Below are 13567 nucleotides of genomic sequence, written 5' to 3' on the forward strand. Positions count from 1 at the left end.
CTTACTCGGCGTCGGCGCGCGCCATCGGGCGCGTGATGTCGCCCGTATGGAAACCATAGCTGCCGCCTTCGCGGATTTTCACGCGGTCGGCAAAGAACAGTTCCAAGGTGGCGCGGATGGTGGGGAAGGCCAGGTCATCCCAGGGAATCTGCGCTTCCGTAAACAGCTGCACCTCCAGGCTTTCGATGCCCGGCGCGAAATCGAGGTCGCGCAAGCGCGCCAGGTAGAACAGGTGCACCTGGTGCACGCGCTGTACGTTGAGCAGCGAAAACAGGGGCCCCAGTTCGATATTGGCGCCCGCTTCCTCCACCGTTTCGCGCTCGGCCGCGTCGGACGTGGTTTCATCGTTTTCCATGAAGCCGGCCGGCAGGGTCCAGTAGCCGAGGCGCGGCTCGATGGCGCGCTTGCACAGCAAGACCTGCAGCTGGCCATCCTCTTCCCAGACGGGAATCGAGCCGACCACCATTTTCGGGTTCTGGTAATGGATGGCGTCACAGTTGGCGCACACATAGCGCGGACGGTTGTCGCCTTCCGGGATGGACAGGCTGACAGGATGGGCGCATTCGGAGCAGAATTTCATGGGCGGGCTTCGGAAAAATGGGTGTCTGGTGTAACGCTTACTGTACACCGATTGCGTGCTGTGTGGCGTGACGAGCGGACACAATGCCAACCGGCAATTGGCCAAGTTTTATAATTAAATAGCTCTATTGCAGTCTAAGTTGAGATAGCTATTGCCTAAGCCACCCGTTTGCCCTTATAATTCGAGTGCGGGGTGGAGCAGTCTGGCAGCTCGTCGGGCTCATAACCCGAAGGTCACAGGTTCAAATCCTGTCCCCGCAACCAATACCGGAAAGCCGCTGACTCTTGCAAAAGATCAGCGGCTTTTTCCATTGCTGGCCCGCGGCAAACTCCGGCAGACGGGGCAGGAATGCGATTGTCAATTCTTGCCCTTTACGCCGCGCAACAATCTGGTATATAATTCGAGTGCGGGGTGGAGCAGTCTGGCAGCTCGTCGGGCTCATAACCCGAAGGTCACAGGTTCAAATCCTGTCCCCGCAACCAATTCGAAGCCGCTGGTTCCTCGCAAGAGGGCCAGCGGTTTTTTCGTTGTGCGGTAGTGTTTACTCTTGCACCTGGCTCGCATACACCACCAGGCGCAAGTGGCGGTCCGCATCGATGGTCAGCGAGGTGTGCTCATATGCGACCTGCTCGCCGTCGACGTCCAGCTGGCGCACGCCGACGCACGGCGCATGCACGTCGTGGCGGCGCCACCACAGCTTGAACTCGGGCGAGACTTTTTCCAGTTCCTGCACCAGTGCGTGGATGTCCGCTTCCTGCGTGGCGCGCGCGTAGTCGCGGCGAAAGCTCGACAGCATCAGCGGCGCCTGCTCTTCCCAGCCGGCAAAGCGCGAGCGCAGCAGCGGATCGGTAAACAAGAGCCACAGCAGGTTGCGGCGCGAGGCGGCATGCGCGCCGAAGCCAAACAGGGCATCGGCGCCCGCATTGAACGCCAGCACGTCCCAGCGCAGATTGAGCACATAGGCCGGATGCGCCAGCTCGTGCATCAGGCGCCGTACCAGCGGCGGCACCACGCAAAACGTCTTGCCCTCTTCGGCCGGCGGACGCGCATGCGCCAGCAGGAACAGGTGGCGGCGCTCGCCCCCGTCCAGTTTCAGCACTTCGGCCAGTTTGTCGAGGAAGACGCTGGAGACGCCGATGTCGCGCCCCTGCTCCAGCCAGGTGTACCAGGTCAGCCCCACGCCGGCCAGCGCCGCCACTTCTTCGCGGCGTAAACCCGGCGTACGCCGCCTTCCACCGCCGGGCAAGCCCACGTCTTCCGGCGACAGCCGCGCGCGCCGCGCCTGCAGGTAGGCGGCCAGTTCGTGGCGGGTGCGGGCCAAAGTGCGCATGGTGCGGTCTTTCCTGTGAGCCTGTTGCTATCAGTAATAGCATAAACAGTTAAATTGTAATTGTTTATATTGTATTCCAGAATGCCTGCTTTCTTTCCGAAAGCTGGCCCATGTCTGACTCTTCTTCTTCCCGTGCCGTTCTTCCCGCCACCGTCTATCTGATCGCCGTGGGCGCGTTCGCGCTGGGCATGGCGTCGTATGTGACGGCGGGCTTGATGCCGCTGATCGCCAGCGCGTTTTCCATCTCGCTGGCCATGGCCGCGCAACTGGTGACGGCATTTACCCTGGCCTATGGCCTGGGCTCGCCGCTTGTCGTGGCCTTGCTGCCGGCGCGCGCGCAACGCACCGGCCTGTTGCTCGCCCTGGGCGTGTTCGTGCTGGCGAACGGGGCCAGCGCGCTGGCGCCCGGATTTGCCAGTTTGCTGGCGTGGCGGGCCATTGCCGGCATCGGGGCAGGCGTGTATCTGGCGCTGGGTATCGCGGCGGCGGCGGGCGTGTCGGCGCCGCGGCAGCGGGGCAAGGCCATCGGCGTGATCATGGGCGGCATGGCGGGCGGCACGGTGCTGGGCGTGCCATTGAGCCTGTTGCTGGCGCAGCAGCTGGGCTGGACGGCGGCCTTGTGGCTGGTCGCCGTCCTCGGCGCGCTGGCGCTGGCGGGCTTGCTGTGGAAGCTGCCCGCGCTGCCGACGGCATCGGCCGCACCGGCCATGTCACTGCGCCGCAAGCTGGCCTTGCTGGCCGATGGGCAGGTGCTGGGCATCCTGCTGGTGTCGCTACTGGCGGCGATTGCCAGCCTGGGCATGTACACCTTCATCGCGCCGCTGCTGGCCTGGTCCGCGCACGGCGCGCCGGTGTCCGCCACGCCCCTCCTGTGGGCATGGGGCGTGGGAGGGATCGCGGGCAGCGTGCTGGTGGGGCCATGGGCGGACAAGGTGGCGGCGCCGAAACTGAGCTGTTTCATCTTGCTGCTGCTGGCGCTGGCCCTGTGCGCGCTGCCGTTGGCAGCCGGCTGGTCGGCCTGGCTGATGCTGGCGCCGATTGCGTTGTGGGGCGCGGCTGGCTGGGCCCTGCAAGTGCCGCAGAACCAGCAGTTGCTGGCCGTGCGCGCGCGGCAGGGCGACGGCAACCTGGCCATCGCCCTCAATGAATCGGCGCTGTACCTGGGCAGCGCCATCGGCGCCGCCACGGGCGGGGTGCTGCTCCTGCTGGACTGGCCCATGTGGCTGCTGGCGGCCGGCACCGCCCTGGTCGCCACCGCGGCGTTGCTGCTGCAATGGTGCGGCGTGAAATGGATTGCAGAATTCCGGAAAATGGAAGAGTCTGTTTAGTGACTTTCCAGCTGCGCATACACGGCGTCGGCGATCTTGCCCAACTCGGTTTTCGGCAGCCTGGCCGAGAGGGCGTAGCCCATCTGGCCATCGATCCAGTAAAACACGCCCAGGTCCTTTTCCTGCGTGTAGCGGAAGGCCGTTTCCTGCTTGCCGGCCCGTTCCCTGGCCACGTACAGGGTCAGGCGCTGGCCTTTGCCATCTTCATACATGAATTGCGCCACGGGGCCGTCGCCATCGCCGGGCAGCAGGCGCCCGCCGATCAGCTGGTAGCCGAGCGGCGACAGCGCGGGTGGCTGCAGTTTCGTGCCCAGGCGTTTCGACAGCCATTGCACCAGGTGCGCTTCCTGTGCCACCCCCACTTCGACGGGGTGGCGCACCTCGGGCGTGTAGACGGCATGGGCGATGGCGGCGCTGCGCGCCAGGGAGATCGGGCTGGCGCTGGCAGTCACGCTGTCGCCGCCACGCAGCAGCCAGCCGCCCATGCCGCCAGCGAGCACCAGCACGACGGCTGCCGCCGCCTGCATGGCGGGGCGATGCCAGGCGCCGTTCGCCGCCAGCGGCGGCGCCGCCTGCAGCAGGGCAGGCGGCACGGCTTCGTCCAGCACGGGGTCGAACAGCGCGCGCAACTGGCGGTTCTGTTCGCGCCACGCATCGACCCTGGCGGCGTCTTGCGGATGCGCGCGCAGGTGGGCGTCGACGGCCGCGCGCTGCTCTTCGGGCAGGACGCCGTCGGCCAGGGCGTGCAATTGCGCTTCGCTGATGGCTTGCCTTGTCATTTCACGACTTTCAGGGTGGGTGGGCCGCTGCCCTGGCTGCCGGCAGGGCGGCCATCGAGCAGGGCGCGCAGTTTGTCGCGTCCGCGCGACAGGCGCGACATGACGGTGCCGACGGGGATGTCCAGGGTGGCCGCCACCTGCTCGTACGGCATCTGTTCCAGCGCGACGAGCAGGATCACTTCGCGCTGCCCCAGCGGCAGGCGGGCCAGCGCCGCATCCATTTCGCCGATGGCGATGGCCTGGCCCGGCGCCCGTTCAGGGGCGGGCAGCACGCTGTCGTCGTCCAGCTCCTGCAGCGCCAGGCCGGGGCGGCGCAATTGATCCACGTGCAGGTTGTGCATGATGGAGAACAGCCAGGGCCGCAGCTCGCCGCCGCGCTGCCACTGGTCGAATTTGCGCCAGGCCCGCTCCACGGTGTCCTGCACCAGGTCGTCCGCGTGCACGGCGCCCGCCAGCGCGCGCGCATAGCGGCGCAGGCCCGGCAGGCAGGCTTGCAGCTGGCGGCTGTCCTCTGGCGTGGTCATCGTGGTGGCGGGAAGGGGCTTAGGGCTTGACGACGTGCCACACGTTCTTGAAATTGTCGCCGGCCACGTCGCCCGGCTTCTTGTCTTCCTTGTACAGGTACAGGGGCTTGCCCTTGTACGTCAGCTGCATGGCGCCGTTGTCTTCGCGCTTGATGCTGCCATACGGGGCGGCGGGCGCCGCGTCGGTGGCAATGACGGCGGGCCAGGCCACCAGGCAGCCGCCGCCGCAGGCGCTCTTGCCGCTGTCGGCGACATCCTTGTCGAACACGTACACGGTCATGCCGCTGGCGTTGACCAGCATGCCGTTGGCGGGCATGACGTCGGCGGCGAAGGCGAGGGGAGCGGACAACAGGGCGGCGAGGGTGGCGATAGCAGTAAAGCGCATGATGATCTCCTTGAGGTTTGGTGGGCTTGCAAGGGATAGACGCGCGACGCGGCCCGTTTATTCCACCGCTGATGGATTATTTTTCGGGTGCAGGCTGGCCCACAGGTGGGCGGCGGCCATGGTGCGGTGCGGCGCATACTGGCGCAGCCACTGTTCCGTGCGCGCCATGTCAGGTTTCGTTACTTCGCCGAGCAGCTTTTGCAGGGCGGCGCGGATGGCCACGTCGCCGTGCAGCGAGCAGTCGGCATAGCCGTAGCCGCGCAGCAGCGCGTAGTTGACGGTCCACGGGCCGATGCCCTTCACGGCCAGCAGCGCCTGCGAAATGGCCGCCACGTCGCCGGAAGGGGGGAGTTCCAGCGACAATTCCCCGTCATCGACCAGGCGCGCCAGGCGCAGCACGGTTTCCGCCTTGGCGCGCGAGAATTTGCGGCTGGTCAAATCCTCGATCTCAAGCTGCGCCACGTCGCGCGCCTCCGGGTAGCACCACAAACCGCTGCCGTGCCGGCGTCCCGCCTGCAGAATAAACGTGCGGCGCAGGGAAATGGCGAACGGCAGGTTGATCTGCTGGCCGATGATGGCCCAGGTCAGCGCCTCGAACGGGCTGGCCGATTGCACGATGCGCAAGCCCGGATTGAGCCGGATCAAAGGCGCCAGCAGCGGGTCTCCGGCGGCCAGTTGCGCGAATGGCTGCGGGTCGATACGCAGGCCGAGGATGTTGAGCAGGGCGCCGTGCAGCGGCGTTTGCAGAGCGTCGCTGGCGCTGCCGTCGATTTCGGCGCGGCAGATGGCGGCATCGCCGGTGAAGGCCGCGTCCAGCACCACGGGCACGCCGGCAAGCAGGATGCCCTTGCGCAGGCCTGTCGCGGTGACCTGTTCCGCCACGCCTTCCCCGTCGCGGCCATGGAAGGCGATGACATCGTCGCGGCGGTAGCCGGCGGGCAGGGGCAGGGTCCAGTGCAGCAGGGTCATGGTGGCCAAAAATCAGGGAAGGTAGCAGGGGCGCGCCGCAGGCGCATCTTGTTTCTTGCTTTCAGGCTTCAGCGCACGCAGAGGTCCGGGTTGGGCGGCGTCAAGGCGGCCGCGTGCTGGATCTGCAGCGCGTCGGGCACGCCGTTTTTCACGGCAGTCAGCTCGGCCAGGATGGAAATGGCGATTTCGGCCGGCGTCTTGCTGCCGATGTACAGGCCGATGGGGCCGTGCAGGCGTGCCAGTTGTTCGGCGCTGACGTCGAACTGCAGCAGCCGCTCGCGGCGCTTGGCGTTATTCGCGCGCGAGCCGATGGCGCCGACATAAAAAGCCGGGGATTTGAGCGCTTCCATCAGGGCCAGGTCGTCGAGCTTGGGATCGTGCGTGAGGGCGACGACGGCGCTGCGGCTGTCGAGCTTTAAATCCAGCACGAGGTCGTCGGGCATGGCGTACAGCAGGGGCACGCCGGGCACGTTCCAGCCGCCCCGGTATTCCTCGCGCGGGTCGCAGACGATGACGTGGTAATCCATGGCCATGGCGATCTGCGCCACGAAGCGCGACAGCTGGCTGGCGCCGATGATCAGCAAGCGCCAGCGCGGGCCGTGCTGCGTGGTGAGCACGGTGTTTTCCAGGGCCAGCACGGCGCCCGGCACGGCGGTGCGCAGGGTGACGGCGCCGCTGTGCAAATCCAGACGGCGTTCGACCAGTTCATGCGCTTCCAGGCGCGCCAGCAGTTCGGCCACGCGGCTGTCCGCATGCAGCGGCTCGATGGCCAGTTCGATGGTGCCGCCGCAGGGCAGGCCGAAGCGGTGCGCCTCGTCGGCGCTGATGCCGTAGCTGACGATTTCGGGCAGCGTGCGCACGATGCCGCGTGTGCGGACGGTGTCGATCAGGTCATCTTCGATGCAGCCGCCGGAAACGGAACCGACCACCGTGCCATCGTCGCAGATGGCCAGCGTGGCGCCCACGGGGCGCGGGCTGGAACCCCAGGTCTTGATGACGGTGACGAGTTCGCAGCGATGCCCGGCGGCGAGCCAGGCGGCGCTGGTTTTCAGAACTTCAAGGTCGATGCTGTCCATGGGGCGCGGGAGTGATGTCGCATGTTTGCGGCAAAGTATGGAAAAGTATTCAAGATTGTGGATATACTACCTGCTCCACCACCCTGCGGAGAATTTTCATGTCAAATGAAGTCAAGACGCAAGAAGAGGGTATTCCCAAGTTCGGCAAGCTGCTCATCGTCCTGTTTCTGGCCGTGGTGTTCTGCGGCGCCCTGACCTGGATCATGGGTACTTACTTCCCGAACTTTCCCGGCGCCTGAGCAACCCCGGTTTTGTCAGGCGCCTCCGTGCTTAAGGCTTGAGCGGTTTCTTGGCTGCCTGCTTGGCGCGCACGTCGGTGACGGCGCGGTTGATGGCCGCCATGCGTGAGTTGGTACCCGGATGCAGGGCCGTGTAGCCGTTGGCGACTGTCGCCGGCACTTGCGTGGCCAGGCGCTGCCAGAAGCGGGCGGCGTTGTCGACGTTGTAGCCGGCGCGCGCCAGCAGGTAGATGGCCAGGGTATCGGCTTGTACGTCGAGTTCCTGCGGCATGGCCTTGATGCCGGCGGCGCCCGTCAGCATCGATACGTCGGGCTGCACGGCGCCCAGGCTGTCGATGATGCTGCCGGCCGTACCGGCCGTGCGCTGGCTGCGCGCATGATCGAGGATGTTGTGCGCCATTTCACGGGCGATCACGAAGGCGATGCCTTCGTCGTTTTGCGCCGCATTGAGCATGCCGCGCGTGAGCATGATGCGTGCGCCGTCCGAATACGCGTTGACATTGTCCGCATTGCCCAGGGCGACGCGGAAGGCGCAGGCGCGCGTGACGGGAATCTTTAAATCCTGCGGCTGGCCGTCGCGGGCGATGGTCATGTTCAGGCTGGCGCTCTTCGAGGCCAGCGGGCCGACGATGGCGGCGAACGGGCCTTCCGCTTTCGGGCCGGCCGGCAGCGGCTTGCCTTCCGCGGCCAGCAAGCCGTCGCCCTTGCGCAAGCCGGCGCGCGCGGCGCCGCTGCCAGGCAGCACGCCCGAGACTTGCATCTGTTCGCCATAGCCGAGCGCCGCCTGCGCCGCATCGGCATAGATACCGGGGTAGGAATACTTGTTCTGCGCCGTGAAGCCCAGCAGGTTGCGCGCATACGTCTTGCACAGGTCCGCATTGTTGATCAGCAGGGGCGCCGAAACTTTCGACAGGCGATCCTGCAGTGCCACCATCTTCACCAGCTCTTCCTGCGCCGCCTTCTGTTGCGCCGTCGGCGCGGGCGCATCGGGCGCCGGCACGACATTGAACGGGCCGCTGACAGTCGTCGTCGGCGTGGTGCAGCCGGCCAGAATGGCCGCGCCGGCCAACAGGAGGGGAGTGGCCAATCGGCGCAGCGAGGTTGGGGCTGGGATCAGATGGCGGAAACCTGGCATAAGTGTAAATCCTTAATGTTTGCCGGTGCTGCCGAAACCGCCAACACCGCGTTCGCTGTCGCCGAATTCCTCGACGACGTTAAAGCCCACTTGCAGCACCGGCACGATAATCAGCTGCGCCAGGCGTTCCATGGGATTGAGCGTGAAAGCGCTCTGGCCCCGGTTCCAGGTCGATACCATCAGCTGGCCCTGGTAATCGGAATCGATCAAGCCTACCAGATTCCCCAGGACGATGCCGTTTTTGTGGCCCATGCCGCTACGCGGCAAAATCATTGCCGCATACGACGGGTCGCCGATGTGGATGGCCAGGCCGGTGGGAATGAGCACGGTCTGGCCCGCTTCGATGGTGATGGGCGCATCGATGCAGGCGCGCAGGTCCAGCCCCGCGCTGCCCGGGGTGGCGTAGGCCGGCAGCAGTTCCTGCATGCGGGCGTCGAGGATCTTGATGTCGATATTTTTCATTGAAGCTAAGTCGTTTAAAAGTGATTATTTGAGCAGCGAATTTTTTGCCAGTCGCTTCGAGATTTCCGAAATCAGCTGGCGCGCCAGGTTCAGTTTCGAGGCGCGCGGCAGCACGGTATGGCCTTCTTCATCGAACAGGATGATGGTGTTGTCGTCCTGGCCAAAGGTGTTCTGGCCGATATTGCCGACCAGGAGAGGAATGCCTTTTTTCTCGCGCTTGACCGAGCCGAATTCCACCAGGTTTTCCGATTCGGCGGCAAACCCCACGCAGTAGGGATAGCCGGCCAGGTTGGTGCGCGCCGCCACGGTGGCGAGGATATCGGGATTTTGCACGAACTGCAGTTCGGGCACGGAGCCGTCGGCCTGCTTTTTCATCTTCTGGTCGCTGGCGTTGGCGACTCTCCAGTCGGCCACGGCGGCCACGGCGACGAAGACATGCTGGCCGTCGACGTGGGCCAGTACCGCATCGTGCATCTGCTGCGCGCTTTGCACGTCGATGCGGCGCACGCCAAACGGTGCTTCCAGGGCCGTGGGGCCGGAAATGAGCAGCACTTCGGCGCCCGCTTCGCGCGCCGCGCGCGCCACAGCATAGCCCATCTTGCCCGAGGATAGATTGGTGATGCCGCGTACGGGGTCGATGGCTTCAAAAGTAGGACCGGCCGTGACCAGCACGCGCCTGCCGGCCAGGACTTTCGGCTGGAAGGCGGCGATCAGCTCCGTCAACAGCTGTTCCGGTTCAAGCATGCGGCCCAGGCCAACTTCGCCGCAGGCCTGTTCGCCGGCGGCAGGGCCGAACAGCTTGATGCCGTCGTCGCGCAGTTGCTGCACATTGCGCTGCGTGGCGGGGTTCTGCCACATTTCCACGTTCATGGCCGGCGCCACCAGCAGGGGCAGGTGGGCCGGGCGGGCCAGGCACAGGGTCGAGAGCAGGTCGTCGCACACGCCGTGCGTGAGTTTACGCAGAAAATCGGCCGAACACGGCGCGATCAGGATGGCATCCGCATGGCGCGTCAAATCGATATGCGCCATGTTGTTATCGATGCGCGCATCCCACTGGCTCGTGTGCACGGGGTGGCCGGACAGCGCCTGCATGGTCACGGCCGTGATGAAGTGGCTGGCCGCATCCGTCATCACCACCTGCACCGAGGCGCCAGACTTGGTCAGGGCGCGGCACAGTTCCGCCGCCTTGTAGCAGGCGACGCCGCCCGAGAGTCCCAGGACGATTTTTTTGCCGGACAATTCCATGCCGTTCTCCCGCGTGTTTATTTGTTTACCCGGCGCAGTTCATCGATGATGAACAGCGCCGCGCCGATGCAGATGGCGCTGTCGGCGATGTTGAAGGCGGGGAAGTGGCCCCAGCTTTTCCAGTGGAAGTCGAGGAAGTCGACCACGTGGCCGTAGATCAGGCGGTCGATGGCATTGCCCAGCGCGCCGCCCAGGATCAGCGCCAGGGCCCAGCAGAACATGCGCTGGCCGGCGTGCTTTTTCAGCAGATAGATGATGTAGACGGCCGCCACGAGGGCGATGGCGGTGAAGAAATAGCGCTGCCAGCCGCCCTGGTCGGACAGGAAGCTGAATGCGGCGCCCTTGTTATACGCGAGCACCAGGTTGAAATACGAGGTGATGACCATCTCCTGCGCATAACGGAAGGTTTTCAGGATCGTGATCTTGGTGATCTGGTCGAACAGGATGACGATGGCGGCAATGCCCAGCCAGGGCACCAGCGACGAGGAGGAGGACGATTTCGATGAAAAACGGTTTTTAGTGGCCATATTTTTCCAGGGAAGATAAAGCCGCCGCCACCCTTGCGGGCAGCGGCGGTGGGAAGCGGCGCAGGAATCTGTCCCGCGCTGTTTTATGCGAAGCGGCGTTTCTCGCCCGCGCCAAACAGGTTGCTGACGCAGCGGCCGCACAGGGTAGCATGCGCGGCGTCCGTGCCCACGTCCGCACGGTAGTGCCAGCAGCGCTCGCACTTCGGCGCCGTCGACGCGGCCACGACCACTTCCTCTGCCGCTTCGTCGGCGACTTCGGCCACGGTGGCCTGCGAGGTGATGAAGACGAATTTCAAGTCGTCGCCCAGGGTCGTCAACAGCTTGTACTTCATCGGCGCGGCCTTGATCGTCAGTTCCGCCTGCAGCGAGGAGCCGATGGCGCCCGAGGTACGCAAGTCTTCCAGCTGTTTCGTCACGTCCGTGCGCACGGCGCGCAGGGCCGTGTATTTCTCCAGCAGGGCGGCCGCGTCCGACACTTCCGGCAGTTGCCACCAGGTTTGCGTGAAGATGGTTTCATCGCTGGCGGCATACGCTTCCGCTCCGGCGAAGACGGCCCACGCTTCTTCGGCCGTGAACGACAGGGCCGGGGCCATCAGGCGCAGCAGGCTTTGCGTGATGTGCCACAGGGCCGTCTGCGCCGAACGGCGCGCGTGCGAGCTCAGGCCCGTCGTGTACAGGCGGTCCTTCAGGATGTCCAGGTAGAAGCCGCCCAGGTCTTCCGAACAGTACGTCTGCAGCTTCGACACGATAGGGTGGAACTCGTAGCGCGCGTAGTTGTTTTCGATCTGCTGCTGCAGCGATGCCATGTTGGCCAGCGCATAGCGGTCGATCTCGACCATCTCCGCCACCGGCACGGCGTCCGTGGCCGGATTGAAGTCCGAGGTGTTGGCCAGCAGGAAGCGCAGGGTGTTGCGGATGCGGCGGTACGATTCGGTCACGCGTTTCAGGATCTCGTCGGAGATCGACAGCTCGCCCGTGTAGTCGGTCGAGGCGATCCACAGGCGCAGGATGTCGGCGCCCAGGGTGTCCGAGATCTTTTGCGGCGCCAGGGTGTTGCCCAGCGACTTGGACATCTTCTTGCCTTCGCCATCGACCGTGAAGCCGTGCGTCAGCAGGGCTTTGTACGGCGGACGGCCGTTCAGCATCGACGACACGAGCAGCGACGAGTGGAACCAGCCGCGATGCTGGTCCGAGCCTTCCAGGTACAGGTCGGCCGGGAATTGCAGCTGCGTCGAGTGCGAGCCATGGCCTTGCGGGCCGCCCAGCACCGTCTGGTGCGTGGCGCCGGAATCGAACCATACGTCCAAGGTATCCTTGTTCTTCGCGTAGATGGCCGCTTCGTCGCCGATCAGGTCTTTCAGGTCCAGCGACTGCCATGCCTCGATGCCGTCTTTTTCGATCAGCTTGGCCACTTGCTCCAGCAGTTCCGGCGTGCGCGGATGCAGGTCGCCCGTTTCCTTGTGCACGATGAAGGCCATCGGCACGCCCCACTGGCGCTGGCGCGACAAGGTCCAGTCAGGACGGTTGGCGATCATGCCGTGCAGGCGCGCCTGGCCCCAGTCCGGGAAGAATTCGGTTTCGGCGATGCCTTTCAACGCGGTTTCGCGCAGGGTCGCGCCGCCGTCCTTCGGCGTCACGTCCATGCCGGCGAACCACTGCGAGGTGGCGCGGTAGATGACAGGCTTTTTATGACGCCAGCAGTGCATGTAGCTGTGGTCGAACATCTTGACTTCGAACAGGGCGCCCGCTTCTTTCAGGGCGGCGCAGATCGGCTTGGAAGCGTCCCAGATGCTCATGCCACCGAACAGCGGCAAGGTCGAAACGTAATTGCCGTCGCCCATGACGGGCTTGATGATGTCGTCGTCCTTCATGCCGTGCGCTTTGCACGAGATAAAGTCGTCCACGCCATACGCGGGCGCCGAGTGCACCACGCCCGTGCCGCTTTCGGCGGTCACGTAATCGGCCAGATACATCGGCGACAGGCGGTCGTAGAAAGCGTCCGATGCGTGCAGCGGATGGCGGAAGCTGATGCCTTCCAGCGCGGCGCCGTCGCAGGTGGCGATCGTCGTGCCATCGAGCTTGAAGCGCGCCAGGCAGGATTCGACCAGGTCTTGCGCCAGGATCAGCAGCAAAGGCTGGCCGTCGCGAGTGGTTTCGACCAGCGCGTATTTCAATTCAGGATGGACGTTCAGTGCCTGATTCGACGGGATGGTCCACGGGGTCGTCGTCCAGATGACGACGAAGCCGTTTTCGGTCGGCAGTTTCGGCAGATTGAAAGCCTTGGCCAGCTTGTCGAATTGGGCGAACTTGAAGCCGACATCGATGGCCGGGTCGCGTTTGTTTTCGTATTCGATTTCAGCTTCCGCCAGCGCCGACTGGCAGTCAAAACACCAGTTGACGGGTTTCAGGCCACGGTAGACATAGCCTTTTTCCAGCAGCTTGCCCAGCGCGCGCAATTCGTCGGCTTCATTGCCGTGCGCCATGGTCAGGTACGGGTTGTCCCACTCGCCCAGCACGCCCAGGCGGATGAAATCCTTCTTCTGGCGCTCGACCTGCACGTTGGCATAGGCGCGGGCCTTTTCCAGCACCTCGGCCGTCGGCAGGTTCTTGCCGTGCAGTTTTTCGATCTGGATCTCGATCGGCATGCCGTGGCAATCCCAGCCCGGTACATACGGCGCGTCGAAGCCGGCCAGCGAGCGCGACTTGACGACCATGTCCTTCAGGATCTTGTTGACGGCGTGGCCCAGGTGGATGTCGCCATTCGCGTATGGCGGACCGTCATGCAGGATGAATTTAGGACGGCCGGCGGCAGCCTTGCGCACGCGCTCGTAAATCTTCTTGTCTTGCCATTGCTGTACCCATTGCGGCTCGCGCTTGGCCATGTCGCCGCGCATCGGGAACGGGGTTTCCGTCATGTTGACCGGGTATTTGCTTTCTGGCTTCTTGTTCTGTTTGGGCGTGGCTGGCTTGTTTTGATCGGACATAATC

The 13567-nt window shown here is 64.7% G+C and carries 14 protein-coding genes and 2 tRNA genes; 4 read left to right on the forward strand and 12 right to left on the reverse strand.

The features are described from left to right. Position 1: 1 nt before the first annotated feature. On the reverse strand, positions 2-580 hold the full coding sequence (locus tag K0F86_RS19740; RefSeq protein ID WP_219135951.1) for an NUDIX hydrolase: 579 nt from the start codon (positions 578-580) through the stop codon (positions 2-4). Between the two features lie 186 nt (positions 581-766). Between K0F86_RS19740 and K0F86_RS19745 the strand changes: the two genes are divergently transcribed. Together K0F86_RS19745 and K0F86_RS19750 are read left to right on the forward strand one after the other, a co-directional pair. After that, positions 767-843, forward strand: a tRNA-Met gene (locus tag K0F86_RS19745). Between the two features lie 142 nt (positions 844-985). Then, positions 986-1062, forward strand: a tRNA-Met gene (locus K0F86_RS19750). A gap of 59 nt (positions 1063-1121) precedes the next feature. On the opposite strand, the gene K0F86_RS19755 is transcribed toward K0F86_RS19750, so the two are convergent. Beyond that, positions 1122-1910, reverse strand: coding sequence for a helix-turn-helix transcriptional regulator (locus K0F86_RS19755; RefSeq protein ID WP_219135952.1), 789 nt, complete (start codon positions 1908-1910; stop codon positions 1122-1124). Positions 1911-2020: 110 nt separating this feature from the next. Between K0F86_RS19755 and K0F86_RS19760 the strand changes: the two genes are divergently transcribed. Next, on the forward strand, positions 2021-3238 hold the full coding sequence (locus tag K0F86_RS19760) for an MFS transporter (protein WP_219135953.1): 1218 nt from the start codon (positions 2021-2023) through the stop codon (positions 3236-3238). Here the strand turns inward: K0F86_RS19760 and K0F86_RS19765 are convergent. From K0F86_RS19765 to K0F86_RS19785, 5 genes are all read right to left on the reverse strand, one after another. Then, positions 3235-4017, reverse strand: a complete 783-nt coding sequence (locus K0F86_RS19765) for an anti-sigma factor (protein WP_219135954.1) — start codon at positions 4015-4017, stop codon at positions 3235-3237. The two genes, K0F86_RS19760 and K0F86_RS19765, sit on opposite strands and share 4 nt — an antisense overlap. Further along, on the reverse strand, positions 4014-4541 hold the full coding sequence (locus K0F86_RS19770) for an RNA polymerase sigma factor (RefSeq protein ID WP_219135955.1): 528 nt from the start codon (positions 4539-4541) through the stop codon (positions 4014-4016). Before K0F86_RS19770 ends, K0F86_RS19765 begins: the two co-directional genes overlap by 4 nt. 19 nt (positions 4542-4560) lie before the next feature. Continuing rightward, positions 4561-4926 (reverse strand): hypothetical protein, encoded by a 366-nt coding sequence (locus K0F86_RS19775; protein ID WP_219135956.1) that lies wholly within the window; start codon positions 4924-4926, stop codon positions 4561-4563. Positions 4927-4983: 57 nt separating this feature from the next. After that, complete coding sequence (locus K0F86_RS19780; RefSeq protein WP_219135957.1) at positions 4984-5895, reverse strand: DNA-3-methyladenine glycosylase; 912 nt, start codon at positions 5893-5895, stop codon at positions 4984-4986. 68 nt (positions 5896-5963) lie between these two features. Beyond that, positions 5964-6971: an XdhC family protein gene (locus tag K0F86_RS19785; protein WP_219135958.1), complete on the reverse strand. Its 1008-nt coding sequence runs from the start codon at positions 6969-6971 to the stop codon at positions 5964-5966. Between the two features lie 98 nt (positions 6972-7069). Here K0F86_RS19785 and K0F86_RS19790 point away from each other — a divergent pair, with 98 nt between their 5' ends. Next, a complete protein-coding gene (locus tag K0F86_RS19790; RefSeq protein WP_162835767.1) occupies positions 7070-7210 on the forward strand; it encodes a hypothetical protein in 141 nt (46 codons plus the stop codon). 31 nt (positions 7211-7241) lie between these two features. Here the strand turns inward: K0F86_RS19790 and K0F86_RS19795 are convergent, their stop codons facing one another. From K0F86_RS19795 to ileS, 5 genes are all read right to left on the reverse strand, one after another. Further along, positions 7242-8345 (reverse strand): M48 family metallopeptidase, encoded by a 1104-nt coding sequence (locus K0F86_RS19795; protein ID WP_219135959.1) that lies wholly within the window; start codon positions 8343-8345, stop codon positions 7242-7244. Positions 8346-8357: 12 nt separating this feature from the next. After that, on the reverse strand, positions 8358-8807 hold the full coding sequence (gene dut, locus K0F86_RS19800; protein WP_086140592.1) for a dUTP diphosphatase: 450 nt from the start codon (positions 8805-8807) through the stop codon (positions 8358-8360). A gap of 24 nt (positions 8808-8831) precedes the next feature. Continuing rightward, a complete protein-coding gene (gene coaBC / locus K0F86_RS19805) occupies positions 8832-10052 on the reverse strand; it encodes a bifunctional phosphopantothenoylcysteine decarboxylase/phosphopantothenate--cysteine ligase CoaBC (protein WP_219135960.1) in 1221 nt (406 codons plus the stop codon). A gap of 17 nt (positions 10053-10069) precedes the next feature. After that, on the reverse strand, positions 10070-10579 hold the full coding sequence (gene lspA, locus K0F86_RS19810) for a signal peptidase II (RefSeq protein WP_219135961.1): 510 nt from the start codon (positions 10577-10579) through the stop codon (positions 10070-10072). 83 nt (positions 10580-10662) lie between these two features. Next, complete coding sequence (gene ileS / locus K0F86_RS19815) at positions 10663-13563, reverse strand: isoleucine--tRNA ligase (protein WP_219135962.1); 2901 nt, start codon at positions 13561-13563, stop codon at positions 10663-10665. Between the last annotated feature and the right edge of the window lie 4 nt (positions 13564-13567).

Source organism: Janthinobacterium sp. UMAB-60, assembly GCF_900095235.1.
In the GTDB taxonomy this organism is placed as follows: domain Bacteria; phylum Pseudomonadota; class Gammaproteobacteria; order Burkholderiales; family Burkholderiaceae_D; genus Janthinobacterium.